Genomic DNA, 25069 nt, shown 5'->3' with positions numbered 1-25069 from the left:
ACCAATCGTTGGCCGCTTGATCATGCTCGTCAAACTCGCGTTACTGGTTGCGGCGACGGCCTTCTTTGCCGTGCTGGCGCTCGACATCGCCGTGCCGGCGGTCGTTCTGAGCGCCATGGCGCTGTCGAACTGGCTGGTGCTTTCCAGCGGAACATCGCCGCGTCGGTTCGAGGAGGGTGCCGCATGAAGTGGCTGTTGATCTTCTGGGCGGGGCCGATCGCCTTTCTGGCGAGCTGGTACTGGCTTTCCTACTACGACATGAGCTTCGGCATCTTCATGTACACACGCGAGGTCCACGACCTGGTGTTTAAGATCTATGGCGGCATTCTTGGCATTCCGCCGCAAGACATCCCACCGCTTGTCGCTCGCGCGATCGTGCTGGACAGCCTTGTGCTCTTTGCTGTCGTCGGCTTTCGCCGGCGGATAGCGATCAGAGCCTGGTGGCAGGCGCGTCAGTCCTCGAAATCGGAAGCATCCCGCCTTGCCAGCAAGGACAGCCTGTCGAGTGCGCCCTGAAGGATGAAGCTCGCTGCGGCCGAATCGATCCGTTCGGCACGCTTGGCTCGCGAAACGTCCATTTCGATGAGCGCCCGTTCGGCCGCGACCGTCGATAGCCTCTCATCCCAGTAGACGAAAGGCAGGGCGGTCTTCTGCCCCATGTTGCGCACGAAGGCGCGCGTCGCCTGCACGCGCGGCCCTTCCGAGCCATCCATATTGATGGGAAGCCCGATGACGAAGGCCGCCACCTTTTCCTTCTGCGCAAAGGCGAGCAAGGTCTCGGCATCCTGCGTGAACTTGACCCGGCGGATCACCGGACGCGGCGTGGCGAAGCGGCGTCCAAGGTCCGACATGGCCATCCCGATCGTCTTCGTGCCGAGGTCGAGCCCGGCAATTGCCTCGCCCGGCTGAAGCGCTGCGGAGAGTTCTTCGATGGTAAGCGTTGACATCGGCAATTCTCGTCATACGAAATTGATGAAAAACGGCTTCTCTTTGCCGCTGCTTGAGATATGTCCATAGCAATTCACCGCCATCTTCACATCACCTATCGGAGGCGAACACCATGAAGATCACCTGGCTTGGCCATGCAGCCTTTCGCATCGAAGCGGCCAATGCGCGGATCCTGATCGATCCGTTCCTGACACACAACGCCTCCTTTGCCGGGCTGAGCGCCAAGGATGCCAGCGCTGACATCACGCACATCCTGTTGACCCACGGCCACGGCGACCATGTCGGCGATACGGTGGCGCTTGCCAAGGAGACAGGGGCGGTCGTGCTTGCCAACGCCGATCTCGGCTCCTGGCTTGGCACCAAGGGCGTTGAAAAGCTGGAACTCGGCAATACCGGCGGAACCGTCGGGCTCGGCGGCTTCTCGGCCACCTTCACCAATGCGCTGCATTCCTCCGCCCAGGTGACAGAAGACGGCGTCTCGCACGCGCTCGGCAGCGCCAATGGCCTGATGCTGCATTTCGACGACGAGCCGACGCTCTTCCACATGGGCGATACGGATATCTTCTCCGACATGGCGTTGATCAACGAACTACATCAGCCGGACATCGGCCTCGTTCCGATCGGTGATCGCTTCACGATGGGCGGGGCGGTTGCGGCGCTCGCCTGCCAGCGCTTCTTCAGCTTCAAGACCGCAATTCCCTGCCACTATGGCACCTTCCCGATCATCGACCAGACGCCGGAAAAATTCCTGGCCGGCATGGAAGGCGCGAAGACGAGGGTGTCGGTGCCGAGGCCGGGCGAGACCCTGTCGTTCTGACGCATCACCCGTTGCGCACGGCGGATATGGCCTTTATAGCGGGTAGCAACATCAGCCCGCGCGCAGCGCTGCGCGCGGGCAAGCCCATTGGAGAGTGCCATGTCCGTCGACCTTGCCACCGTGAAGCGCGTCGCGCGCCTTGCCCGTATCGCCCTCAATGACGACGAAGCCGGTCGGATGGTGGGCGAGCTCAACGGCATCCTCGGCTTTATCGAGCAGCTCTCCGAAGTCGACGTAAGCGGTGTCGAGCCGATGACCTCGGTGACGCCGATGGCGATGAAGAAGCGCCCCGATGACGTCACGGATGGCAACAAGGCCGCCGATATCGTCGCCAACGCCCCGATCACCGATCAGAATTTTTTCCTGGTGCCGAAAGTTGTCGAATAAGGGCGCCTGACGCCATTCCGACTCCGTTGCCATTTCAAGATCCGAAGCGAAACACGATGAGCGAACTCACCAGCCTGACCATTGCCGAAGCCCGCAAAAAGCTTCGCACCAAGGAAATCAAAGCCACCGAACTGACCGAGGCCTATATCCAGGCGATCGAGGCGGCGAACGACAAGTTCAATGCCTACATCAAGGTCACGCCGGAAAAGGCGCTGCTGATGGCCGAGGCATCCGATGCCCGCATCGCCGGTGGCAAGGCCGGCGCGCTGGAAGGCATTCCGCTCGGCATCAAGGACCTGTTTGCCACCGAAGGCATTCACACCCAAGCCGCGAGCCATATCCTCGACGGCTTCAAGCCGCACTACGAATCGACCGTGACCCAGAATCTCTGGGACGACGGCGCCGTGATGCTCGGCAAGCTCAACATGGACGAGTTCGCCATGGGCTCGTCGAACGAGACCTCCCACTACGGTGCGGTCATCAACCCGTGGCGGGCCGCGGGCTCCAACCAGCAGCTCGTACCCGGCGGTTCGTCGGGCGGCTCCGCCGCTGCCGTGGCCGCGCATCTTTGCGCAGGCGCCACCGCGACCGACACCGGCGGCTCGATCCGCCAGCCCGCCGCCTTCACCGGCACAGTCGGCATCAAGCCGACCTACGGACGCTGCTCGCGCTGGGGCACGGTTGCCTTCGCTTCCTCGCTCGACCAGGCGGGACCCATCGCGCGCGACGTTCGCGATGCGGCCATTCTCCTGAAGTCGATGGCAAGCGTCGATCCCAAGGACACCACGTCCGTTGACCTGCCGGTGCCGGATTACGAGGCTGCCCTCGGCCAATCGCTGAAGGGCATGAAGATCGGCATTCCCAAGGAATATCGCGTCGACGGCATGCCGGAAGAGATCGAAACGCTTTGGCAGAAGGGCATCGCCTGGCTGAAGGACGCCGGCGCCGAAATCGTCGACATCTCGCTGCCGCACACGACATATGCGCTGCCTGCCTACTATATCGTCGCGCCGGCCGAGGCCTCCTCGAACCTTGCCCGCTACGACGGCGTGCGCTACGGCCTGCGCGTCGACGGCAAGGATATCGTCGACATGTACGAGAAGACCCGTGCCGCCGGTTTCGGCCAGGAGGTCAAGCGTCGCATAATGATCGGCACCTATGTGCTGTCTGCCGGCTACTACGACGCCTATTACCTGCGCGCCCAGCAGGTCCGTACGCTGATCAAGCGCGACTTCGAGATCGTCTTCGCCGCCGGCGTCGACGCCATCCTGACGCCCGCCACCCCGTCCTCCGCCTTCGGCGTCGCCGACGAGGATCTGGCGTCCGATCCGGTGAAGATGTACCTGAACGACATCTTCACCGTGACGGTGAACATGGCCGGCCTGCCGGGGATCGCCGTCCCCGCGGGCCTTGACCACAAGGGTCTGCCGCTCGGCCTGCAATTGATCGGCAAGCCCTTCGAGGAGGAAACCCTGTTCAAGACGGCCTACGTCATCGAACGGGCCGCCGGACGTTTTACCCCGGCGAAGTGGTGGTAACCGGACTTGCAATCTGAAAATTGACCGTCGCCGACCATCGTGGTCGGCGAAGTCGTTTTATGGCATAGACATCGCGTGAACCGCAGCCTTGGTGCGGTTGCGCGCAGCAGATCGGGAGGCGAGCTGATGTCCAAATCGGATCTCGAACGTATGATCGAGGCGCTCGACCGCCTCGCAGCCGCGGACTTCGCCATGGGCGCGGAGTGGAAGGCCGTGCACGACATCTGCCAGAACCATGAGGGCGAGCCGCCGTTCGACTGGGGCCACGCCCTCTGCCACCGCGTCGAAGGCGACGACGGCAACGCCGCCTACTGGTATCGCCGTGCCGGCAAACCCATTGCGAGGGTCGCGATTGCGGCGGAGTGGACTGCGATGAGGCCAGAGCTTTCGACGCTTGCTTGAGCGAAGGTCTTCCAGCGATGTGAAAATCAATCGCCTCAAGATCCGCGAGAGCCTGCGGTGTGAAACTAACGTTCAAAACCGAACCGCGCCCACACCTTCTTTGCCGAAATCATCGCCGAGCGGTCTTCGGTTTGCTGAAGCGCTTTCCGGATCTTGTCTTTCTTCCAGGATTCATAGTGCTCCTCAGTCACTGCAGTCGCCTGGGACTCAGTAAGTTCCTTGAAGCTGATTTTTTCCCGTATTTTGCTCATGCATTTAAAATAGCGCGAAAGCTGTCCGAGTCCAATCCCGTTCGCGATGCGGCAATGCTTGACGCCTATGGCATGTGTTGATCGCCTGAAGCCGCTGGAAAGGCGGCGATATCGATGCTTTATTGTGCTGAAGATGCGGAGGCGCGATGATTCATATTCGCAATGCGCATGAAGGCGAAGTGGATGTTTTGACAACCGTCGGGCTGCGCGCCTGGCAAAGCGCGATCGCCACGATCGGCGAAACCGCCGCACGGGTCGATAGCGCCGAAAGTGCCTTCTCTCAGTTCATCCGGCAGTCATGGCTGACGATCAGCGTGGTCGAGAAGAACGGGGTCGTCGCGGGATGGGCGGCGCGGGAGGCCCTTGACGAAAACATCTCTGACTTCTGGATCGATCCTTGCTATCGGCGCACCGGCCTCGGTGCCGCCCTGCTCGAACGGATAGAGAAGGACATCGTCGCGCAGGGCTTCGATACAGCGGCGCTGCAGAGCCATTCGGGCAATACGGAAGCGATCGGTTTCTTCAAGGCGAAGGGTTACGCCATTCATTGGCTGTCGGTTGCCTACTCGCCGCAACTTGATCGTGATGTTCCAACGGTCGGTCTGTCGAAACCACTGGGCGAGGGCAAGGACGGCGCTTACGGTCCGTCCGTCTAGCGATATCGGCCATGCGCTTCGATCAGCGCTACCGTCTTCCTGTCGGGAATGCCGTCGAAATAGCGGTCGATCGCCTGGTGGAAGACCGACGCCGGTTCGCTTACGGCCGCAAAAAGGGTCATCGACGAACGGAATTTGAGGTCGTCGGGATAGCCGAGGATGTCGTGCGCGGATTTCCCGGGCACCGCGAGCATCGCCTCGGCGCAACGGCGCAGACGCGATCCGAGAAGCGGGTGAGCCAGATAGGCCGCGGCTTCCTGGGTGGACTGGATCGCGTAGCGTTGCGACATCACCGACGACCCAAGGCCTGCCGGTTGCGGAAAGACGAACCACATCCAGTGCGATGTCTTGCGCCCCGCCTTGAGTTCAGCAAGCGCACGATCGAAGACGCCGCCGTTCTGTGCTTCGACGAAGCGTTCGAGGTCGTAGTCGTCATGCTCTCCCGGCATCGGGCGTTTCCTTTTAACCTTGGTGAAGGATCTGGGCCACGTCGCCTTTCGTTCAAGTCATTATCCGGGCACCTGCACGAAGGTTTGGGCTCATCCAAAATAGCTAGGCGTGACTATATTCCAAAGAATTTCCGCCGTGATACCAATGCAGCATCACAAACGAGGGGAGATTCTCATGCCGCGCATTGCACAATTGTACTTCAAGACTGCAATCATATTCTTGATCATCGGGATCGGCATGGGATTGCAGATGGCCATCTCTGATGATCATACGGCGCTCGGCGCCCACGCCCACAACAACTTGCTCGGCTGGGTGACGATGGCGCTTTTCGGCTGTTATCACGCCTTCAATCCGAGGAAGGCCGAGAAGCGTCTGGCGATGCTGCAATACTATGTCTATACCGCCGGCCTCATCGTGCTGGTGCCGTCGCTCTACCTGTTGCTCGAGGGCAATATGGCGATGGGGCCGGTCGTCGGCATCTCCTCGATCGTCGTCTTCATCGGCGTGCTGATGTTCGCTGCCATCATTTTTTCCGGAGAGGAATCAACGGCGGCGTCACCGAAGGCTGCGTCGCGCTAAGCGCCTGAAGGCGGATCTGGCGGCGCCAACCTTGCGATAAGTTGTCACCTTAAAGGTGACAAGTCTCATGAATTGTTCTACCGAGAGGGCCAACATTCGAGCTTTTGAGAGATGAGCATTTCATGACTATCGTCGACGTTCGCACGCCAGATCCGAAGCGCTTTATTCCCGGTGCCACCGGCGACTGGGAAGTGATTATCGGCCTGGAAGTCCATGCCCAGGTTCAGTCGCACGCAAAGCTGTTTTCCGGTGCCTCGACGGAGTTCGGCAAGCCGCAGAACTCCAACGTGTCGCTTGTCGACGCGGCGATGCCTGGCATGCTGCCTGTGATCAACGAGGAGTGCGTCAGGCAGGCGGTGCGCACCGGACTTGGTTTGAAGGCGCAGATCAACAAGCGCTCGGTTTTCGACCGTAAGAACTATTTCTATCCGGATCTGCCGCAGGGCTATCAGATCTCGCAGTACAAGGATCCGATCGTCGGCGAGGGCCAGATCGTCATCTCGCTCGGTCCAGACCGCCAGGGGCAATTCGAGGATATCGGGATCGGCATCGAACGCCTGCATCTGGAACAGGATGCCGGCAAGTCGATGCACGACCAGCATGCCACCATGTCCTATGTGGATCTGAACCGGTCTGGCGTGGCGCTGATGGAGATCGTTTCCAAGCCGGACATGCGCTCGTCCGACGAGGCCAAGGCCTATATGACGAAGCTGCGTTCGATCGTGCGCTATCTCGGCACCTGCGACGGCAACATGGACGAGGGCTCGATGCGCGCCGACGTCAACGTTTCCGTTCGCCGCCCGGGCGGCGAATTCGGCACGCGCTGCGAAATCAAGAACGTCAACTCCATCCGCTTCATCGGCCAGGCGATCGAATACGAGGCCCGCCGCCAGATCGCCATTCTGGAAGACGGCGGCGCGATCGACCAGGAGACCCGCCTCTTCGACCCGAACAAGGGCGAGACGCGCTCGATGCGCTCCAAGGAAGATGCACACGACTATCGCTATTTCCCTGATCCGGACCTCTTGCCGCTCGAGTTCGACGATGCCTTCGTCGAGGGACTGCGCGTGCATCTGCCGGAACTGCCTGATGACAAGAAGGAGCGTTTCGTTCGCGAACTCGGCCTTTCCGTCTATGACGCTTCCGTGCTCGTTTCGGAAAAGGCGATCGCCGACTACTTCGAAACCCTGGCCGCCGGCCGCGACGGCAAGACTGCCGCCAACTGGGTCATCAACGACCTGCTCGGCGCTTTGAACAGAACCGGCAAAAGCATTGAAGAGACGACAGTTTCGCCCGCCCAGCTCGGCGCCATCATCGACCTCATCAAGGCCGAGACCATTTCCGGCAAGATCGCCAAGGACCTGTTCGAGATCGTGCTCAACGAAGGCGGCGATCCCGCCGAAATCGTCGAGAGCCGCGGAATGAAGCAGGTGACCGACACCGGCGCCATCGAAAAGGCGGTGGACGACATCATCGCCGCCAATCCGGACCAGGTTGCCAAGGTCAAGGCAAAGCCGACGCTTGCCGGCTGGTTCGTCGGTCAGGTGATGAAGTCGACCGGCGGCAAAGCCAACCCGCAGGCCGTGCAGGCGCTGGTGAAGGCCAAGCTCGGCATCGAGGAGGAATAGGCGCGATGTATTTCGTGCGCACCGCGGGCGAGCAGGACCTGAGGAAGGTTCGTGATCTTCTGGTCGAGGCATGGCACGCCACCTATGACGAGCTGGCGGGCGTTGCCAGGGTCAACGATAGGGTGGCGACGCTGCTGACGCCAATTGCCCTGAAGGCACGCCTAGGCAAGCCGGATTCGGAGTTTCTCGTTGCCGACAATGGCCGCGAGATCGGCGGCGTCGGCTATGCCATCATGTCAGACACAATGGCAAAGACGGTGCTGCTGCAGCTGCTTTACGTCCGTCCGGACCTGCAGCGGCAAGGCATCGGTCGCGACCTCTTTGCCGAACTGGAAACCTGTTTCCCCTCGGCCGAGGTCATGCGCCTCGAAGTGGAGATAGGAAACGTCTCGGCCGTTACTTTCTATGAGGCGCACGGTTTCCATGAGGTTGGGCGCAACGAGCATGCTGGCGCCGGCCAGAGCGGGCTCCCTGCCTTCATTTTGGAAAAGCCACTTGCATCGCATCGCATGTGATGGACCGAGGCCATGGAAGACAAGGCTCTCTTGATCCGCGAAGCCTGCGAGGCTGACTTACCCGCCCTGATCGCTCTTTTCGCCGCCGACGCCGTCGGCGGTCACGGCGACACGACCGACCCCGAGGCCTTTGGCGAGTACGCCCGCGCATTCGCCGCCATCAAAGCATCTACAGACCAGACGCTCTATGTCGCCGAGTTCGCCGGCGAGGTTGTCGGCACGTTTCAGACGATGAATACGACGTCACTCACCGGCCGCGGATCGTCGGCCATGATCATCGAGGCGGTGCAGACGCAGGCCGATCTGCGCGGGCAGGGGATCGGGGCGGCGATGATCGAATTTTGTGTCGCCGAGGCCAGGCGGCGCTGCATGCGGCTCGTGCAATTGACGTCAAACGCAGCCCGCAAGGATGCCCATCGCTTCTATGAGCGGCAGGGCTTCAAGGCGAGCCACATCGGCTTCAAGATGGCTTTGAAATGAGGGCCTTTTCAGCGGTAATCGCTGGACAATCCCGCGCTCTGGCGGCATAAGCGGACTATCGAATTCTGGTCTCGCTCGCGCTTCGGCAAGTTCCAAGGAAAAGACATGAAGAATCTCCTCCTGCAACTCTTCACCTGGTGGAATGGCACGACGATGGGCACTAGCCTTGCGCTTCGCCGGTTCGGCAAGCCCGTCGGCGAGGACGAACTCGGGAACGTCTATTACGAGGGGCCGCTGTCCTCCTACGGTCTTCCCAAGCGCTGGGTGATCTATAAGGGCTATGCGGAAGCTTCCGCCATTCCTCCGGGCTGGCACGGCTGGATGCATCACCGGACCGACGTTCCTCCGAGCAAGGACAACTACGTCGCGAAGGACTGGCAGATCGGCCATCGCGCCAACCCGACCGGCTCGCCGCAGGCCTATCGTCCTCCAGGCTCGCTCTCGGTTGCCGGCGAACGCCCGCGCGTAACCGGCGACTACGACGCCTGGACGCCGGGGAATTGATCGGGCTCGGGTCAGCCCGTCCTTTGGCCACAATTGGCGCTTAGCCACGCAAAAGCCCGGTCATCATGCCGGGCTTTCGAATAGCAACTGCTGGAGACTGGCGGATATGACGTTTTTCACGCGGAGCGCTTCTTTGCGTGCAACGCCCGCAGCAATGATTGCCATCTGCCTTCTGGCCTTCGCGCCGACTGCCGAGGCCGCCCGCATCGAAAATCCGGTGGCCGTCTTCTCAGGGCTGGACAAGATCACCGGCCGCATCACGACTTTCGACGTTTACATGAACGAGACCGTGCAGTTCGGCGCGCTGCAGGTGACGCCGAAAACCTGCTATTCACGCGACGATACCGAGCAGCAGAAGGTCGACGGTTTCGTCGAGGTGGACGAGATCACGCTCGATAGGCGCATCCGCCGCATCTTCACGGGCTGGATGTTCGCCGACAGCCCTGGCCTCAACGCCGTGGAGCACCCGATCTACGACGTCTGGCTGAAAGAGTGCAAGCAGAAGTCCGATATCCCGCCGCCGGACAAGGCCACCGCCCAATAAGGGCATGCCCCCATTTCGAGTTCAGAATTCGAGGTTGTTCGACGCCATCGCTTTGGCGAGCATGCGCCCGTAAGCGCCCTTCGGAACGTCGATGGCCCCGAACGTCTTCAGGTGCTCGGTGGTGAACTGTGTGTCGAGCAAGGTGAAGCCGCGCTGCTTGAGCCGCTCCACCAAATGGACGAGGCAGATCTTCGAAGCGTCCGTGCGCCGGGAAAACATGCTTTCCCCGAAGAAGGCCGAGCCGAGCGAAACCCCGTAGAGACCGCCGACCAGCACGCCGTCTTCCCATGCTTCCACCGAATGCGCATGACCGAGGCTGTGCAGCGAGGAATAGAGCGTCCGGATCGTCTGGTTGATCCAGGTGCTGGGACGATCCTGCGTGTGCTCGGCGCAGCAGGAGATGACCGCGTCGAAGTCGGAATTGAAGCGGATGTCGAAGGGATTCTTGCGGATCGTCTTGGCGAGGCTTCGCGAGACGTGGAAGGTGGCGAGCGGCAAGACACCGCGAAGCTCCGGTTCGACCCAGAAGATTTCCGGGTCGCCGGCATTTTCGGCCATGGGAAAGAGGCCGACGGAATAGGCGCGCAGCAGGATCTCGGGGGTTATTCCGGTCAGCCCACCGCGCGGCGCTACCATTTCAGAACTCAGCCTTTCGCCAGATGCTTTTCCAGCCAGTGGATATCGTAGTCGCCGTTGGCGATATCCTGGTTCGAAACCAGCTCCTGGAACAGCGGCAAGGTCGTCTTGATGCCGTCTACGACGAACTCATCAAGGGCGCGTCTGAGGCGCATCATGCATTCGACACGGGTGCGGCCATGGACGATCAGCTTGCCGATCAGGCTGTCATAGTAGGGTGGGATCTTGTAGCCCTGATAAGCGCCGGAATCGATGCGAACGCCGAGACCGCCGGGCGCATGGAAATGAGTGATCGTGCCGGGCGAGGGGACGAAGGTGCGCGCATCCTCGGCATTGATGCGGCATTCGATCGCGTGGCCGTTGAAGACGATCTCGTCCTGGGTGACGGAGAGACCGCCGCCGGAGGCGACGCGGATCTGCTCGTGCACCAGGTCGATGCCGGTGATGGCCTCGGTGATCGGATGCTCGACCTGCAAACGGGTGTTCATTTCGATGAAATAGAACTCGCCGTTCTCGTAGAGGAACTCGATCGTACCGGCGCCGCGATACTTCAGCTTCTTCATCGCGTCGGCGCAAACCTGGCCGATCTTCATACGCTGCTCGACATTGAGAGCCGGCGAATTCGCCTCTTCCCAGACCTTCTGGTGGCGCCGCTGCAGCGAGCAGTCGCGCTCGCCGAGGTGAATGGCGTTGCCTTCGCCGTCACCAAAGACCTGGATTTCGATATGGCGAGGCTTGCCGAGGTACTTTTCCATATAGACGGCTTCGTTACCGAAGGCGGCAGCCGCCTCGGTGCGCGCCGTCGACCAGGCTTCCACCAGGTCATCGGGGGAGCGGGCGACCTTCATGCCACGGCCGCCGCCGCCGGCGGTCGCCTTGATCAGCACGGGATAACCGATCTCGGCCGCGGTCTTCAGCGCGTCGGTCTCGGTCTTCACCTCGCCGTCGGAGCCCGGAACGACGGGAATGCCGAGCGCCTGTGCCGTCGTCTTGGCGGTGATCTTGTCGCCCATGAGGCGGATATGTTCGGCCGTCGGGCCGATGAAGGTGATGCCATGCGCCTCGAGGATGTCGGCGAACTTCGCGTTTTCCGACAGGAAGCCATAGCCCGGATGCACGGCATCGGCGCCGGTGATTTCGCAGGCGGCGACGATCTGGTGGATGTTGAGATAACTTTCGCGCGACGGCGGCGGGCCGATGCAGACGCTTTCGTCGGCAAGGCGGACGTGCATGGCGTCGGCGTCAGCCGTCGAGTGCACTGCCACGCACGGAATACCGAGTTCCTTGCAGGCGCGCAGCACGCGAAGGGCGATCTCTCCGCGGTTGGCTATGAGGATTTTGGAGATCATGGATCCGGGCCTTATTCGATGACGACCAGGGCTTCGCCGTATTCAACCGGACGGGCGTCCTGAACGAGAATTTCAGTGACCTTACCCGAGCGCGGCGCCGGAATCTGGTTCATCGTCTTCATCGCCTCGATGATGAGCAGCGTCTGGCCCTCCTTGACTGTCGAGCCGACTTCGATGAACGCGCTCGCGCCTGGCGCTGCCGACATATAGACGGTGCCGACCATCGGCGCGGTGACGACGTTGTCCGGGTTGCGGGCGGCGACGAGAGGGGCTGCCGCGGCGGCGGCGACGGGCGCGGCAGTTGCGAATGCCGGAGCGGCGACCGGTGCCTGCACATACTGGGGCGTGCCGGCGCGGGAGACGCGGATGCGCAGATCATCGTTTTCGACTTCGATCTCGGTCAGATCCGTGTCGTTGAGAATGTTGGCGAGGTCGCGGATCAGCGTCTGGTCGATACCCGATTTCTTTTCAGCCATGGAGGTGAGCCTTGTCTATTTCTTGTTATTGGGTGATATTTTTCAGCGCGTGCAGCGCCAGGATGTAGCTGTGGAGGCCGAAGCCGCAGATCATGCCCTTGGCAGCCGGCGCGATCATCGACTTGTGACGGAATTCCTCCCGAGCGTGGATGTTGGAGATGTGAACCTCGACCACGGGGATGGAAATGGCGCGAATGGCGTCGTGCATGGCAATCGACGTATGACCATAGGCGCCAGGATTGATCGCCACGCCGACGGCGGCGCCGTCGCCTGCCTCGTGAAGCCAGTCAACGAGCGTGCCTTCATGATTGCTCTGGCGGAAATCGACGGCAAAGCCGAGCGCTTCTCCTGCCGCACGGCAGTCGGCCTCGACATCCTTCAGCGTCTTGCCGCCGTAGATGCCGGGCTCGCGTTTGCCGAGCGCATTGAGGTTCGGTCCGTTGAGGACGAATATCGTGGGTTTCATCGAAGATTCCGTCAAAGTGCAGCGCAACCTATAGACTCTGAGGAACCTTGAGAAAAGCCCTTGAGAGATAGGTTGCGCTTGTCCACAACGTTAGAGCACTTCGATTTCGGCGATTTGATGTGCAATTACGCGAGTAGCTCAGCAGGATGTCTTGCCGCAGTTGCGGACATTGCCGATTTTCTCTTTCAGAGCGTCGATGCCGATCGCGCCTGAAATCGCTTCGTTGCCTATGACGTAGGCGGGCGTGCCCGTCAGGCCGAGATCGGTGGCGAGCTGGTAGGTTGCCTTGACGGAAGCGTCATCCGGGCTCTTCGCCATCTCCAGACGCAGGGCCGGTTCCTTTATGCCGAAGGACTTCGCGGCTTCAATCGCGGTTGCTTCGGTCGCCCGGCCTTCGCTGCCAAGCAGCGCGCGGTGGAAATCGCCGTACTTTTCAGGCGCGAGCTTGCGGAAGGCATCGGAAACCTTGGAGGCGGCGACGGATTCCGGTCCGAGGATCGGGAATTCCTTCAGCACGAAGCGGATGTTCTTATCCTTCTTCAGAAGGTCTTCCATGTCGCTCAGCGCATGCCGGCAATAGCCGCAGTTGTAGTCAAAGAACTCGACGACCGTGACGTCACCCTTCGGGTTACCGATCGCGATGTCGTCCTCGGAATTGAAGATCGCGTCCTTGTTGTTGGCAACGGCCTTGTTGGTCTGCTGGAGACGCGCCTCTTCCTGCTTCTTCTCGAGCGCGGCCTGGACGTCCAGCATCAGCTCCGGATGCGACACCAGGTATTCCTTGATGAAGTCGCCGAATTCCTTCTTCTGCTGCTCGTCGAGGGCTGCTGCCGGCTGGAAGAGAGCGAGCGACGCGGCGATCGCGACGGCGGAGGCGGTCAGCAGTGTTTTGGAAGAGAGCGGCATCGGTAATCCTCGTCATCTAATCGGTGGTAGCTGCGCCCGTGCAGGATTGCCGTCGCCGGGTCAAGAGATTTTCCTGCCCCTTTTGCGCCGAGCGCCAACTTACGGCCCCTTCGCCGATCCTCAAACGAGAATTTTCACGACGATGCCGCAATTCGCGGGATTGTGAACACGCGAGTATTGCGGCAATTGTCTGACCGACACCGATCCAAAGAGAGAATGACCTTGTTTTCCCCATCCAAGCGCAGCGACGTCGAACCCTTTCATGCCATGGATGTGCTGGCGGAGGCGACACGCCGACGCCAGGCCGGCCATCCGGTGATATCGATGGCCGTCGGCCAGCCGTCGCATCCCGCGCCGAACGCCGCGCTCGAAGCCGCACGCGCAGCACTCGGTCACGGGCGTATCGGCTACACCGACGCGCTCGGCACGCTGGCGCTGCGCCAGGCGCTCGCCGGTCACTACCGCGCACGCCACGGTCTCAGCATCGACCCCGCGCGGATCGCGGTGACCACGGGTTCTTCCGCGGGCTTCAACCTGGCCTTCCTCTCGCTCTTCGATCCCGGCGACAGCGTTGCAATCGCGCGGCCGGGCTATCCCGCCTACCGCAATATCCTCGGCGCGCTCGGTCTTGATGTCGTCGAAGTGCCCGTGACCGCCGAAACGCACTTCACGCTGACCCCGGAAAGCCTGGAGGCGGCGCAAGCGCGTAGCGGCAAGCGGCTGAAGGGCGTGCTTCTAGCAAGCCCTGCCAATCCAACCGGCACGGTGACGGGTAGGGCGGCTCTGAAGGCACTCGCCGACTACTGCGCCGCGCAATCGATCGCCTTCATCTCCGACGAGATCTATCACGGGCTGACCTTCGTCGGCGAAGAGACGAGCGCGCTTGAAATCACCGACGAGGCCGTCGTCATCAACTCGTTCTCGAAATACTACTGCATGACCGGCTGGCGCATTGGCTGGATGGTGCTCCCGGAGCGGCTCGTGCGGCCGATCGAGCGGGTGGCGCAAAGCCTCTATATCTCCGCTCCCGAATTGTCGCAGATCGCCGCGACCGCAGCACTCGGCGCCGGCGCGCAGCTGGACGTCTACCGCGAAAGCTATGCCCGCAACCGGGATTTCCTGCTGAAGCGCTTGCCGGAAATCGGCTTTGCCATCGCCTCGCCGATGGACGGCGCCTTCTATGCCTATGTCGACGTCAGCCGTTTTACCAACGACAGCATGGCGTTCGCGAGGAAGATGCTTGCGGAGATCAATGTTGCGGGAACCCCCGGTCTCGACTTCGACCCCGCGGAGGGGCATCGCGCGATGCGCCTTTCCTACGCCGGTTCAAATGCCGAGATCGAGGAAGCTATCGCGCGCATAGCCGATTGGCTTAAATAGGTCTGGTTTCAATGGCCTGACCGTCTTTGCGGAATCGGTTTCGCAAGGAGTTGAATCATTTCGTGAAGGAGCGGAGGGCGTGTCGACGTCCAAGAGGATTTACCCCCCTTCATCGGTGTCGAACCGCTGGACGCCAATGCTCTCAATCTGAAGTCGGTGATCGAAACGGGCCAGACCGTTGTTTCCGGACGGGGTATTGCGCGCAAAACCCCTGAACGACGCGTTGCGCTGTAATCAGCGCGACGCGACGTTGATCGATCCGGCAGGCGTCCGGGCGACGACGATGAGATTCTTGATATCGCCGTTCTTATAGGCGCGCAGGAAGCGGCGGTAGTCCTTGAAGACGATGCAACCGTTCGAGTTGCCGCCCGGCCCGAGCATGTAGGTGTGGGCAAGCAGGCCGACGCGGCCATAGGGATTGCCGCCCGAGACAGGCGTCAGCCGCAGCGCTTCGACGCCATGGAAGAGGCTTTCGCGCACGCTGAGCCGGTAGGTGCTCGGCGGCGTCGGACCAGTATTCTTCGCATGCACGAACCGCGGATTGTCGCGCATGTGGCCAAGGCCGGAATGAGCCTCGAGCCGCTCGCCCGTCGGCAGGTAGACGGTGGCGGCCGCGATGTCGTAGACGGCGGTGCCGCGACCCGCGGGTGACGAGCCGCCGCCGTTGCCGCCGAAAAGGCGTGCAAGGAAGCCGCCGCGCGGGCGATCGTCCTGGGTGGCAGAGGGGCGGGCGGCAGCAGCGGGTGCTGGCGGCGTGACGTCATCAGGCTGTTTCGCGGGAGCGAGGTCCGCGGTTTCAGTCGAACCACGCGGCCGCATGACCGGCAGGGGAATGCCTTCCGAGGGGGTGTCATCCGGCATCGCATCCGCTTCGTTGAGCGCGAGGTCGGACGACCTCGTCAACGGCGATTCCTCCGGCAGCGGAATGCGCTCGATCGGCAACGCTCCGCCCGACAGGCTGAGCGCGGTTGCTTCTTCCTGGACTGCGACGAGGGAATCCGACGGCAGGGCGACGGGCCCATCGGTGGAAGTCGAGGGTATCTCGGTTTCGGCAAAGTTGGACGGCTGATCGGCTGGCACGCTGATCGGGTGCTGGAGGCTCTGCACGGGGGGAACGAAGGCGTCCGTGACTTGTGGGGCAGCGTTCGCCAGGGCAAGGCTCAGCGGTTGCTCCACCGGCGCATCGATCAGTTTCTCATGCAGGTTTGCGATTGCCGCGAGGCTGGCGGCAGGCGCCACGGACGGTGCCGCAGGCGCACTTACCGGGTGCTCAAGGCTCGTGGCAGTGGTCGAGGCGAGCATGCGGTAAGAGGCGGGTGGAGAGACATCGCCGGCGATGCGCGCGGCAAGGTCTCCGGCAAGATCGGCGCGCAGAGTAAGGCGTGCACTCTTGGCGGTCGTGTGCGCCTGCACCGGGGCGGCGTTTGCCATGACCGGCGTTTGTCGCGCGGACTTCGCCAGCAGCGAGGGGTTGGCGACACTGACAGCGCGTCCTAAATGGTCGCGCGAGGCGATCAGGGACGATGCTCTCGGCAGGAGCGTGCGGACGGAGAGGCTGCCCGGCGTCACCGACATGACAATCGTCTGCGTCGTAATCAACGTTGCGACCGCCCAGGCGAATGCAACCGTACCGCCACCCATGACGGCGGCGGTGGTAAATAGCTTGCCGTGTGGCCGGATACGCGAGACGAACGCGCTGAGGGATCCGGCTAAAGTTCCAACGTCGCCAAATGGTTCTGATACAAACGCCACTATACTCTTGTTCCAAACGGCTCAGGCAGCCGGCGGCTCTAACAGACGCGCTTTTTCACTAGGGTCGGTGCCGAACATCTCGCTCGCGCTTTCGCGCGCACGGCGTCGCTGCCGACTAACAGGAAGGATGCCTAAGTATGGTAACCAATTCCTTTACACGGATTTCAATTTGAAAAACCGAGATGTCCCCGTCGCATTCGATTGCGGCAAAAATACTTCACTTTTGTTGTCGGAATTGTGATCTGTGCTTCGTCTTTAGTCGCATGCCCGTGTTTCAGGCGTGTCTTACGAACGGAGGAGCAAGATCATGCGCAAGGTTTCCGTCTTCCTCAGTATTTCCATCGACGGCTATTTCACCGGCTCCAGTGGCGACATGAGCTGGTCGCACAATGAGGATCCAGAGTTCAACGCTTTCGTTGCAGGCAATGCGAGCTCCGGAGGGGAGCTGTTGATGGGCCGCATCACCTACGAGATGATGGCAAGCTTTTGGCCTACCCCATTCGCAAAGCAAAGTTTTCCGGAAGTGGCCGAAGGCATGAACGGCCTGCCGAAAGTCGTCTTTTCAAGAACACTGCAAGAAGTGTCGTGGAACAACACACGGCTTGCAAAGAATGCGCCCACGGAAGAAGTGCGCCGCCTGAAAGCCGGCGCGGGGCCGGATCTCGTCGTTCTCGGAAGCGGCAGCATTGCGCGGCAGCTGGCGGAGGCGGGGCTTGTCGATGAATTCCAGTTTGTGGTGGTCCCCGTCGCACTCGGTTCCGGGCGCACCATGTTTGACGGTATCGACAACCGGCTTGCGCTGAAGCTGACCCGCAGCCGGACCTTCGCCAACGGCAACACACTGCTTTGCTACGCACCGGCATGAAGCAAAAAAAGATCCGGCCGCATCGCTGCGGCCGGATGGATATTCTTAGATTTTGGAGAGTGCTTCTCAGAAGAAGCCGCGGCGCTGCCACCAGCCAGCCTTCTTGGGCTTGCCTTCGCTTTCAGCCGCTTCCGTGACGCGGACGGACTTTACGACCGGCTCGGAAGACACGACGTTCGATTCCCGATTTGCACGCACCGGCTTTGCTGCCTCCGCTTCGGCGGCTGGCTCGGGCGTGTTGAGATCGGTAGCGATCGCGGCGATCACCTCCGCCTCCTCATCGGCTGCAGGCGCGGCCTCGACCACAGGAGGCTCGACGGGCGAGGCTTCTGCCTTCGGCTTGCGTCGGCTACGGCTCTTGGCTGGCTTCACCTCTTCGGTCACGGCTGGCGCGGTCTCGACCGCCGCCATCGCCGGCTGGCCTTCGACGGCAGCCTCGGCCAGGGCATCGGCCATCTCGCCGACGCTTGCCGGCGCTTGTTCCGCTGCCGGCTCTTCGCCTCCCTCGTCACCGCCTTCTTCGGCGGTCGAAGCGTCGTCGGCTGCGGTCAGCTCGCCACCCTCTTCACGATTGCGGCGGCCACCGCGCTTGCCACGGCGCCGACGTTTGCGACGCTGCGCATCGTCGTCGTCGCCAGTGGCGGCGACGGGTGCCTCCTCGGCTCCGTCCTCGTCTTCGTCGCCCTCATCGTCGCCTTGCTCGTCGTTCGCGTCAGTGCTGCCTGCCGCCTGCGCTTCGCCATTGCCGTTCCGGCCACGACGCCGACGCCGACGCTTGCGCTTGCGGTTGCCTTCGCTTTCGGCGCGCGACGCGGCTGTCTCGGCCGCTGCCGGCTTTTCTTCGATCTCGTCCTCATCCTCGTCCGCCTCGATGACGATATCGTCGTCCTCGTCGTCGGGGATGGCTGCAAAGTTGAACAGCGTCTCGATCTTGACCGGGTTCTCGACCGGCTCGCCACGATCGATCGCGAAATGCTGCGCGCCGACCGCGCCGTCGGCGTCGATGACGATCGCAACGCCGAAGCGGCTCTCGTAGTCGATGATGGACTGACGCTTGTGGTTGAGCAGATAGAGCGCGATATCCGGCGTGGTGCGCACGGTGATGTCATGCGTCGTGTTCTTGAGGAGGTACTCCTCGATGCCGCGCAGAACATGCAGTGCGACCGACGACTGCGACCGGACATGGCCGGTGCCGCCGCAATGCGAGCAGACCTGCGTCGTGGATTCGAGAACCGAGGCGCGAATGCGCTGGCGCGACATTTCGAGAAGGCCGAAATGCGAGATGCGGCCGACCTGGATGCGGGCACGGTCGTTCTTCAGGCAATCCTTCAGCTTCTTCTCGACGGAGCGGTTGTTGCGCTTCTCTTCCATGTCGATGAAGTCGATGACGATCAGGCCGGCAAGGTCGCGCAGACGCAGCTGGCGGGCAATTTCTTCCGCCGCCTCGAGGTTCGTCTGCAGCGCGGTATCCTCGATCGAGTGCTCCCGCGTCGAGCGGCCGGAGTTGACGTCGATCGAAACCAGCGCTTCGGTCTGGTTCATGATCAGGTAGCCGCCGGACTTCAGCGTCACCTGCGGCTGCAGCATGCGGTCGAGCTGCGCCTCGATGCCGGAACGCGCGAAGATCGGATGGATGTCACGGTATGGCTGAACCACCTTGGCGTGGCTCGGCATCAGCATTTTCATGAAGTCTTTCGCTTCACGATAGCCTTCCTCACCGGCAACGATGATCTCGTTGATGTCCTTGTTGTAGAGGTCGCGGATCGAGCGCTTGATGAGCGAGCCTTCCTCATAGACGAGGGTAGGGGCCGTCGAGCTCAGCGTCAGGGTGCGGACGTTCTCCCAAAGGCGCATCAGATATTCGAAGTCGCGCTTGACCTCGACCTTGGTGCGGTTCGCACCGGCGGTGCGCAGGATGACGCCCATGCCCTGCGGCACTTCCAACATGCGGGCGATTTCCTTCAGCCGCTTGCGGTCCTGCGGGCTGGTGATCTTGCGCGAAATGCCGCCGCCGCGTGCCGTGTTCGGCATCAGCACCGAGTAGCGGCCGGCAAGCGACAGATAGGTGGTCAGCGCGGCACCCTTGTTGCCGCGTTCTTCCTTGGCGACCTGCACGAGCAGGATCTGGCGCCGCTTGATGACTTCCTGGATGCGGTACTGCTTGCGCGGCTTGCGCTGAACGCGGTCCGGAACTTCTTCCATCGCGTCTTCGGCGCCGACCGATTCGATGACTTCCTCTTCACCGTCGTGATCGTCGTCGTCATCGTCGTGGCCGCGTCGCGCGTCTTCCGAAATCGAGTCGGTTTCGACCATTGCCGCCATTTCGCCGGCGGGGCCGTCCTCTTCCTCGGCGGAAGGCGCATCGACGGCAGCGCGAACGTCAGCAGCTTCGGCCGCGTCGGCGGGTGCCGCTTCCACGACCTTCTTGCGGCTGCGGCGGGGCTTCGCCTTCTTGGCAGGCGCGGCTTCGACAGCCGTTTCGGTGCCCGCAGCTATCGCCTCGGCCTGTTCAGCCACTGCGGCGGGCGAAGCGATGCCGATATCGGGCTGATCCTGCTGGGAGAGATCGGGTGCGGTGTCCGCATGGTCGCCTTCGTCTTCTCGACGGTGTTCCTCGGCCTCGGCCCGGAGCAGCGCCTGGCGATCGGCAAGCGGGATCTGATAGTAGTCGGGATGGATTTCGGCGAAGGCCAGGAAGCCGTGCCGGTTGCCGCCGTAATCGACAAAGGCGGCCTGCAGCGAGGGTTCGACCCTCGTTACCTTTGCCAGATAGATGTTGCCGCGGATTTGCTTCTTGTGCTGCGACTCGAAGTCAAATTCCTCTATGCGATTACCGCGTACGACAACGACGCGCGTCTCTTCTTCGTGAGACGCATCGATAAGCATTTTGTCTGCCATGAAAGCTGTGCTCCTCGGCGCCGCCGCATTGGGCCAGGCCGAACCGTCCTAAGACGGTCCGGAAGCAGCCCGTTGCTGCCGCGCCGGATAATGGAAATCGCAAGTGGTTTCGGTGAGCGGGTCGCGACCAGACTTCAGCCGGGAATTGATCATCCCGGGGTCTGTTCACTTCAGACAAGGGCCGCGGCAACAACATCCGTAACCAAGCGATATCAACAATGCCGTAGGCCCACGAGGGGCCCGATGAATGTGCTCTCTGAAGAGCGTTTGGTGGTGTATCCACCGATGAAGTTCCGGCACGACGGCAGGAAATTCAGGATCCAGTATCGAGATAGATGTGCGCGGACGGCGGACGACAGGCCGGTTATGGCGCCAATTTCGATGGGTGGCTGCCTTTGCGGCGACTCTATCCCGTCAACACTTCTACCCTAATATGCGTTGTATGTTTTATCAGTCACAATAGCAAGCGCAAAGCCAAGTGTGCCATAATATTGATGGATTCGTCGGTTGAACCGCTGAGGGCAAGCATTTGTGCCTTGAGCGGGCTCGCGGCGGCGGAGAGGCGGAGCAGCCTCAACTGGGGTGCTATCTATAATATTCTCTATTTTAGGGACATAGGAAATTGTTTTGGGAAATACGGGATGCGGTTGGAGAAGTTGCGGCCAGGCGGCTCAGCAAGGCGGGGGCGGCGTTCGCGGTCGCACTGGTCGCGTTCACTGCGCCAACCTTTGTGGGCAGCGCGGCTGCGGGCGACGCCATTCTTGCCTTCGGGGCGCGGATCGCCGGTGACGACGCGCGCACCCGGATCGTGATCGACCTCGACCGCACACCACAGTTTTCGGTCCATTATCTTGCCAATCCGACGCGGGTTGTTGTCGATCTGCCGGCGACGGCCTTCGGCTTTCCCGCGAAGGATCTGGAGGCGCGCGGGCTCTTCAGCGATATCCGCTATGGCACCATGGACGAAGACAGCGCCCGTATCGTGCTCACGGCGACCAAGCCGGTGAAACTCGTCCTCGCCGAAGTACAGCCGGATGAGGGCGGCAAGGGCCAGCGGCTGGTGCTGGACGCCGAAATGGCGCCCGCGAGCGAATATGCCGAACTCGTCAAGCAGCAGCGTTGGACAGCCGAGGATACGGACAACAATGTCGGTCCGGTCGTGCCCTTGGAAAAGAATTCGAACTTCCTGATCGCCGTCGACGCCGGCCACGGCGGCATCGATACCGGTGCGGTCGCCAGCGATGGCTCGACGCCGGAAAAGGACATTACGCTTGCCTTCGCCAAGGCCTTGGCCGATCGCCTCAATCGCGAACCCGGCATCAAGGCGTTTCTCACCCGCGACAAGGATGAGTACCTGTCGCTGTCGCAACGCGTGACGGTCGCCCGGCAGAATCAGGCCTCGCTGTTCATCTCGCTGCATGCGGACACGTTGAAGCAGAAGGATATCCGCGGCTCCACCGTCTACACGATCTCGGACCGCGCCTCCGACAAACTTGCCGCCGATCTTGCCGACCGGGAAAACAACTCCGACAAGATCGCCGGTGCCGAAACACAGGCTGCGCCAGCGGCGGTGACCGACATCCTGATGGACCTCACGCGGCGCGAGACCCAGGCCTTTTCGATATCGTTGGCACAGGATGTGCTGAACTCGTTCAACGGGCAGATCTCGATGATCAACAATCCGCATCGCCATGCCGGTTTCCAGGTGCTGCGTGCGCCGGACGTTCCCTCGATCCTGCTGGAACTCGGTTTCCTGTCGAACAAGGAAGACGAAAAGCTGCTGCTGGATGAAAAATGGCGCGAGAAGATGGTCGACCGGCTGACGGAGGCGGTAAGACAATATCGTATTTCCACCGTCGCCAATGGAGGCTAGACTTCCCATGGCGGGGCATTGCGTGTCTTCCAGGTGACAACGGTGCCTTGGTGGGGCGCCAACGCTGTCTTTTACGGCGTCGAAGCCCTATTTTGCTCACAATCCCGCCGTTACAGCAGGGTATGGTACCGGGAGGTTGGTGAGGGGTGTTGATTTTCGCCGCCGTCTTGCAAAGCGCTCCGGAGCGTGCAAAACGCCCAGGGGTCCCAGTGCATGGAACAAGAGGCATAGCGGTAAGCGTCATATGGTCAGACTGATTGGATATTTCTTTGCGCTCAGCTGCGTCCTGTTCCTTGGCGCCGCCGGGGTCGCTGCCGTCTATCTGACGATCGTCAGCAAGGACCTTCCCGACTACGAAGTGCTTGCGAACTATGCACCGCCGGTGACCACGCGCGTCCATGCCGGCAACGGTGCGCTGATGGCGGAATATGCGCGCGAGCGGCGCCTGTTCCTGCCGATCCAGGCCATTCCCGATCGCCTCAAGGCGGCGTTCCTTTCGGCGGAAGACAAGAATTTCTATAATCACCCCGGCGTCGATCCCGGCGGCATGATGCGCGCCATTCTCGTCAATCTGCAGAATTTCGGTTCCGGCCGCCGGCCCGTCGGCGCCTCGACGATCACCCAGCAGGTCGCCAAGAATTTCCTGCTGTCGTCCGACCAGACGATCGACCGCAAGCTCAAGGAAGCGATCCTTTCGTTCCGCATCGAGCAGACTTACAGCAAGGACAAGATCCTCGAGCTTTATCTCAACGAGATCTATTTCGGACTGAACGCCTACGGTATCGCGGGCGCGGCGCTCACTTACTTCGACAAGTCGGTCACTGATCTTACGATTGCGGAATCGGCCTATCTCGCCTCGCTTCCCAAGGGACCCTCCAACTACAATCCCTTCCGTCACGCCGAGGCCGCCATCGCTCGCCGCAACTGGGTGATCGACCGCATGGTCGAAAACGGCTACGTGTCGCAGGCCGACGGCGATGAAGCCAAGCGCCAGCCGCTCGGCGTAACTGGCCGCAGAAACGGCTCGGCCGTTTTCGCCTCGGAATTTTTCTCCGAAGAAGTACGCCGCCAGATCATCGATAAGTACGGCGACAAGACGCTTTATGAAGGCGGCCTGTCGGTTCGCACCTCGCTCGATCCGCAGCTTCAGGTCGAGGCGCGCCGCGCGCTGCAGAACGGTCTCGTCACCTACGACGAGCGCCGCGGCTTCCATGGCCCCGTCAAGCAGATCGCTACCGCCCAGGATTGGGGCACGGAACTCGCGAAGGTTCCGTCGCTCAGCGACGTACCCGAATGGCAGCTGGCCGTCGTGCTCGCGGTTTCCGACAACAACGTCGACATCGGCCTGCAGCCGGACGTGGATGGCGGCGGCAAGGTGGCGACTGAGCGTGACCGCGGCACCATCGCCGCCGAGGACATGCGCTGGGCCTACCGTTGGGCCGATGGTAGCCGCAAGACGGCCAAGTCGCCAGCGGGCGTGCTGTCGCAAGGCGACGTGATCTATGTCGAAAAGCTCGGCGACGGCGGCAAGTTCCGCCTGCGCCAGCCGCCGAAGGTGCAGGGCGGCCTGGTGGCCATGGATCCGAACACCGGCCGCGTGCTGGCGATGGTTGGCGGCTTCTCCTACGCCCAATCCGAATTCAATCGCGCCACCCAGGCGATGCGCCAGCCCGGCTCCTCCTTCAAGCCTTTCGTCTACGCCGCGGCGATGGACAACGGCTATACACCGGCCTCGGTCATTCTCGACGATCCGATCGAGCTGCCGATGGGCAACGGCCAGATCTGGCGCCCGGAAAACTACGAAGGCGAGGGCGGTGGCGCCCATACGCTGCGCTTTGCCATCGAGCACTCGCGCAATCTCATGACGGTGCGGCTTGCAAACGACATGGGCATGAACCTCGTCGCCGAATATGCCGAGCATTTCGGTATCTACGACAAGATGATGCCGGTACTGGCGATGTCGCTCGGTGCTGGCGAGACGACCGTGCTGCGAATGGTGTCGGCCTATTCCGTCATCGCCAACGGCGGCAAGCAGATCAAGCCGACCCTGGTCGACCGCATCCAGGACCGCTACGGCAAGACGATCTTCAAGCATGAGGAGCGGGTCTGCGAGACCTGCAATGCCACCGACTGGGAGAACCAGGACGAACCCAACGTGCTCGACAACCGCGAACAGGTTCTCGATCCGATGACCGCCTACCAGGTGACGTCGATGATGCAGGGCGTGATCATCCGCGGCACCGCCGCCGGCAAGATCAAGCTCGAAAGCGATGTTGCCGGTAAGACCGGCACGACCAACGACGAAAAGGATGCCTGGTTCGTAGGCTATACGCCGAGCCTCGTCGCCGGCCTCTACATTGGTTTCGATTCGCCCGCCACGCTCGGCCGCGGCTCGACCGGCGGCGCGATCGCAGCGCCGATCTTCAACGACTTCATGCAGGCCGCGACCAAGGGCGAGGCGGCGGAGAAGTTCGTCGTGCCGCCCGGCATGAACATGATCTCCGTCAACCGCCGCACCGGCATGGGCGCGGTGGAAGGCGATCCGGACGCGATCATGGAAGCGTTCAAGCCCGGCACTGGCCCTGCCGAGACCTTCTCGGTCATCGGTGGCTCTGAGGTTCAGGTAGCGCCTGAGGAAATCTTGCGCACCTCGCCGCAGGCCAACCAGGCAGTGCAGTCCGGCGCAGGCGGCCTCTTCTGATCCAGCGATCTTTTCAGGCAGGCGGCGGCTTTACATCCGTTGCCCGCCTATCTATGTCACGGGCAATC

27 protein-coding genes are annotated in these 25069 nt (G+C 61.8%); 17 read left to right on the top strand and 10 right to left on the bottom strand.

The features are described from left to right. Window positions 1–22: 22 nt before the first annotated feature. Together AB4048_RS07155 and AB4048_RS07150 are read left to right on the top strand one after the other, a co-directional pair. A complete protein-coding gene (locus tag AB4048_RS07155; RefSeq protein WP_442201233.1) occupies window positions 23–187 on the top strand; it encodes a hypothetical protein in 165 nt (54 codons plus the stop codon). Continuing rightward, entirely contained in the window at window positions 184–516 is a 333-nt protein-coding gene (locus AB4048_RS07150) for a DUF6105 family protein (RefSeq protein ID WP_442201232.1), read from the top strand. The genes AB4048_RS07155 and AB4048_RS07150 overlap by 4 nt, the downstream gene beginning before the upstream one ends. Here AB4048_RS07150 and ruvX read toward each other — a convergent pair. Further along, complete coding sequence (ruvX, locus tag AB4048_RS07145; protein WP_442201231.1) at window positions 453–947, bottom strand: Holliday junction resolvase RuvX; 495 nt, start codon at window positions 945–947, stop codon at window positions 453–455. The genes AB4048_RS07150 and ruvX overlap by 64 nt on opposite strands. 113 nt (window positions 948–1060) lie before the next feature. Between ruvX and AB4048_RS07140 the strand changes: the two genes are divergently transcribed. The 4 genes from AB4048_RS07140 to AB4048_RS07125 all read left to right on the top strand — a co-directional run bounded on the left by AB4048_RS07140 (window position 1061) and on the right by AB4048_RS07125 (window position 4092). Continuing rightward, on the top strand, window positions 1061–1765 hold the full coding sequence (locus AB4048_RS07140) for a metal-dependent hydrolase (protein WP_442201230.1): 705 nt from the start codon (window positions 1061–1063) through the stop codon (window positions 1763–1765). A gap of 99 nt (window positions 1766–1864) precedes the next feature. Then, on the top strand, window positions 1865–2152 hold the full coding sequence (gatC, locus tag AB4048_RS07135) for an Asp-tRNA(Asn)/Glu-tRNA(Gln) amidotransferase subunit GatC (RefSeq protein WP_442201229.1): 288 nt from the start codon (window positions 1865–1867) through the stop codon (window positions 2150–2152). 56 nt (window positions 2153–2208) lie between these two features. After that, window positions 2209–3690: an Asp-tRNA(Asn)/Glu-tRNA(Gln) amidotransferase subunit GatA gene (gatA, locus tag AB4048_RS07130; protein ID WP_442201228.1), complete on the top strand. Its 1482-nt coding sequence runs from the start codon at window positions 2209–2211 to the stop codon at window positions 3688–3690. Between the two features lie 126 nt (window positions 3691–3816). Continuing rightward, entirely contained in the window at window positions 3817–4092 is a 276-nt protein-coding gene (locus AB4048_RS07125) for a hypothetical protein (protein WP_442201227.1), read from the top strand. A gap of 65 nt (window positions 4093–4157) precedes the next feature. Here the strand turns inward: AB4048_RS07125 and AB4048_RS07120 are convergent, their stop codons facing one another. Then, window positions 4158–4343, bottom strand: a complete 186-nt coding sequence (locus AB4048_RS07120) for a hypothetical protein (RefSeq protein WP_442201226.1) — start codon at window positions 4341–4343, stop codon at window positions 4158–4160. A 146-nt stretch (window positions 4344–4489) separates the two neighbouring features. On the opposite strand from AB4048_RS07120, the gene AB4048_RS07115 reads away from it, so the two are divergent. After that, window positions 4490–4999, top strand: a complete 510-nt coding sequence (locus AB4048_RS07115) for a GNAT family N-acetyltransferase (protein WP_442201225.1) — start codon at window positions 4490–4492, stop codon at window positions 4997–4999. On the opposite strand, the gene AB4048_RS07110 is transcribed toward AB4048_RS07115, so the two are convergent. After that, on the bottom strand, window positions 4996–5448 hold the full coding sequence (locus tag AB4048_RS07110; protein WP_442201224.1) for a DUF1810 domain-containing protein: 453 nt from the start codon (window positions 5446–5448) through the stop codon (window positions 4996–4998). The two genes, AB4048_RS07115 and AB4048_RS07110, sit on opposite strands and share 4 nt — an antisense overlap. Before the next feature lie 175 nt (window positions 5449–5623). Here AB4048_RS07110 and AB4048_RS07105 point away from each other — a divergent pair, with 175 nt between their 5' ends. From AB4048_RS07105 to AB4048_RS07080, 6 genes are all read left to right on the top strand, one after another. After that, on the top strand, window positions 5624–6028 hold the full coding sequence (locus AB4048_RS07105) for a hypothetical protein (protein ID WP_442201223.1): 405 nt from the start codon (window positions 5624–5626) through the stop codon (window positions 6026–6028). Window positions 6029–6150: 122 nt separating this feature from the next. After that, on the top strand, window positions 6151–7656 hold the full coding sequence (gatB, locus tag AB4048_RS07100) for an Asp-tRNA(Asn)/Glu-tRNA(Gln) amidotransferase subunit GatB (RefSeq protein ID WP_442201222.1): 1506 nt from the start codon (window positions 6151–6153) through the stop codon (window positions 7654–7656). Window positions 7657–7661: 5 nt separating this feature from the next. After that, window positions 7662–8171, top strand: a complete 510-nt coding sequence (locus AB4048_RS07095; RefSeq protein WP_442201221.1) for a GNAT family N-acetyltransferase — start codon at window positions 7662–7664, stop codon at window positions 8169–8171. Window positions 8172–8183: 12 nt separating this feature from the next. Then, complete coding sequence (locus AB4048_RS07090) at window positions 8184–8651, top strand: GNAT family N-acetyltransferase (RefSeq protein WP_442201220.1); 468 nt, start codon at window positions 8184–8186, stop codon at window positions 8649–8651. A 105-nt stretch (window positions 8652–8756) separates the two neighbouring features. Continuing rightward, window positions 8757–9155, top strand: a complete 399-nt coding sequence (locus AB4048_RS07085; protein ID WP_442201219.1) for an NADH:ubiquinone oxidoreductase subunit NDUFA12 — start codon at window positions 8757–8759, stop codon at window positions 9153–9155. 106 nt (window positions 9156–9261) lie between these two features. Next, window positions 9262–9699, top strand: a complete 438-nt coding sequence (locus tag AB4048_RS07080; RefSeq protein ID WP_442201218.1) for a DUF2155 domain-containing protein — start codon at window positions 9262–9264, stop codon at window positions 9697–9699. Window positions 9700–9720: 21 nt separating this feature from the next. Here the strand turns inward: AB4048_RS07080 and aat are convergent, their stop codons facing one another. The 5 genes from aat to AB4048_RS07055 form a co-directional block, all read right to left on the bottom strand. Then, window positions 9721–10335, bottom strand: a complete 615-nt coding sequence (gene aat, locus AB4048_RS07075; protein WP_442201217.1) for a leucyl/phenylalanyl-tRNA--protein transferase — start codon at window positions 10333–10335, stop codon at window positions 9721–9723. Between the two features lie 8 nt (window positions 10336–10343). Further along, window positions 10344–11684: an acetyl-CoA carboxylase biotin carboxylase subunit gene (gene accC / locus AB4048_RS07070; protein ID WP_442201216.1), complete on the bottom strand. Its 1341-nt coding sequence runs from the start codon at window positions 11682–11684 to the stop codon at window positions 10344–10346. Between the two features lie 11 nt (window positions 11685–11695). After that, window positions 11696–12160 carry an acetyl-CoA carboxylase biotin carboxyl carrier protein gene (gene accB, locus AB4048_RS07065; protein ID WP_442201215.1) on the bottom strand — a complete coding sequence of 155 codons (465 nt, stop codon included), beginning with the start codon at window positions 12158–12160 and terminating at the stop codon, window positions 11696–11698. Between the two features lie 25 nt (window positions 12161–12185). Then, entirely contained in the window at window positions 12186–12626 is a 441-nt protein-coding gene (gene aroQ, locus AB4048_RS07060; RefSeq protein WP_442201214.1) for a type II 3-dehydroquinate dehydratase, read from the bottom strand. A 138-nt stretch (window positions 12627–12764) separates the two neighbouring features. Next, window positions 12765–13532, bottom strand: coding sequence for a DsbA family protein (locus AB4048_RS07055; RefSeq protein ID WP_442201213.1), 768 nt, complete (start codon window positions 13530–13532; stop codon window positions 12765–12767). A 222-nt stretch (window positions 13533–13754) separates the two neighbouring features. On the opposite strand from AB4048_RS07055, the gene AB4048_RS07050 reads away from it, so the two are divergent. Then, on the top strand, window positions 13755–14912 hold the full coding sequence (locus AB4048_RS07050) for a pyridoxal phosphate-dependent aminotransferase (RefSeq protein ID WP_442201293.1): 1158 nt from the start codon (window positions 13755–13757) through the stop codon (window positions 14910–14912). Between the two features lie 234 nt (window positions 14913–15146). On the opposite strand, the gene AB4048_RS07045 is transcribed toward AB4048_RS07050, so the two are convergent. Next, the gene (locus AB4048_RS07045) at window positions 15147–16664 is read right to left on the bottom strand and encodes a DUF2778 domain-containing protein (RefSeq protein WP_442201212.1); all 1518 of its coding nucleotides are present in this window, start codon (window positions 16662–16664) and stop codon (window positions 15147–15149) included. Between the two features lie 307 nt (window positions 16665–16971). On the opposite strand from AB4048_RS07045, the gene AB4048_RS07040 reads away from it, so the two are divergent. Continuing rightward, on the top strand, window positions 16972–17529 hold the full coding sequence (locus AB4048_RS07040) for a dihydrofolate reductase family protein (RefSeq protein ID WP_442201211.1): 558 nt from the start codon (window positions 16972–16974) through the stop codon (window positions 17527–17529). Window positions 17530–17595: 66 nt separating this feature from the next. Here the strand turns inward: AB4048_RS07040 and AB4048_RS07035 are convergent, their stop codons facing one another. Beyond that, window positions 17596–20427 carry an Rne/Rng family ribonuclease gene (locus AB4048_RS07035; protein WP_442201210.1) on the bottom strand — a complete coding sequence of 944 codons (2832 nt, stop codon included), beginning with the start codon at window positions 20425–20427 and terminating at the stop codon, window positions 17596–17598. Between the two features lie 622 nt (window positions 20428–21049). On the opposite strand from AB4048_RS07035, the gene AB4048_RS07030 reads away from it, so the two are divergent. Both AB4048_RS07030 and AB4048_RS07025 read left to right on the top strand, forming a co-directional pair. Next, window positions 21050–22300, top strand: a complete 1251-nt coding sequence (locus AB4048_RS07030) for an N-acetylmuramoyl-L-alanine amidase (protein WP_442201209.1) — start codon at window positions 21050–21052, stop codon at window positions 22298–22300. Between the two features lie 244 nt (window positions 22301–22544). Further along, window positions 22545–25001 (top strand): penicillin-binding protein 1A, encoded by a 2457-nt coding sequence (locus AB4048_RS07025; RefSeq protein WP_442201208.1) that lies wholly within the window; start codon window positions 22545–22547, stop codon window positions 24999–25001. Window positions 25002–25069 lie beyond the last annotated feature (68 nt).

It is taken from the genome of Rhizobium sp. RAF56, assembly GCF_052113965.1.
Classification (GTDB): domain Bacteria; phylum Pseudomonadota; class Alphaproteobacteria; order Rhizobiales; family Rhizobiaceae; genus Rhizobium.
The sequence above is the reverse complement of the archived record's forward strand: the minus strand, read 5'-3'. Positions and strand labels throughout refer to the sequence as shown.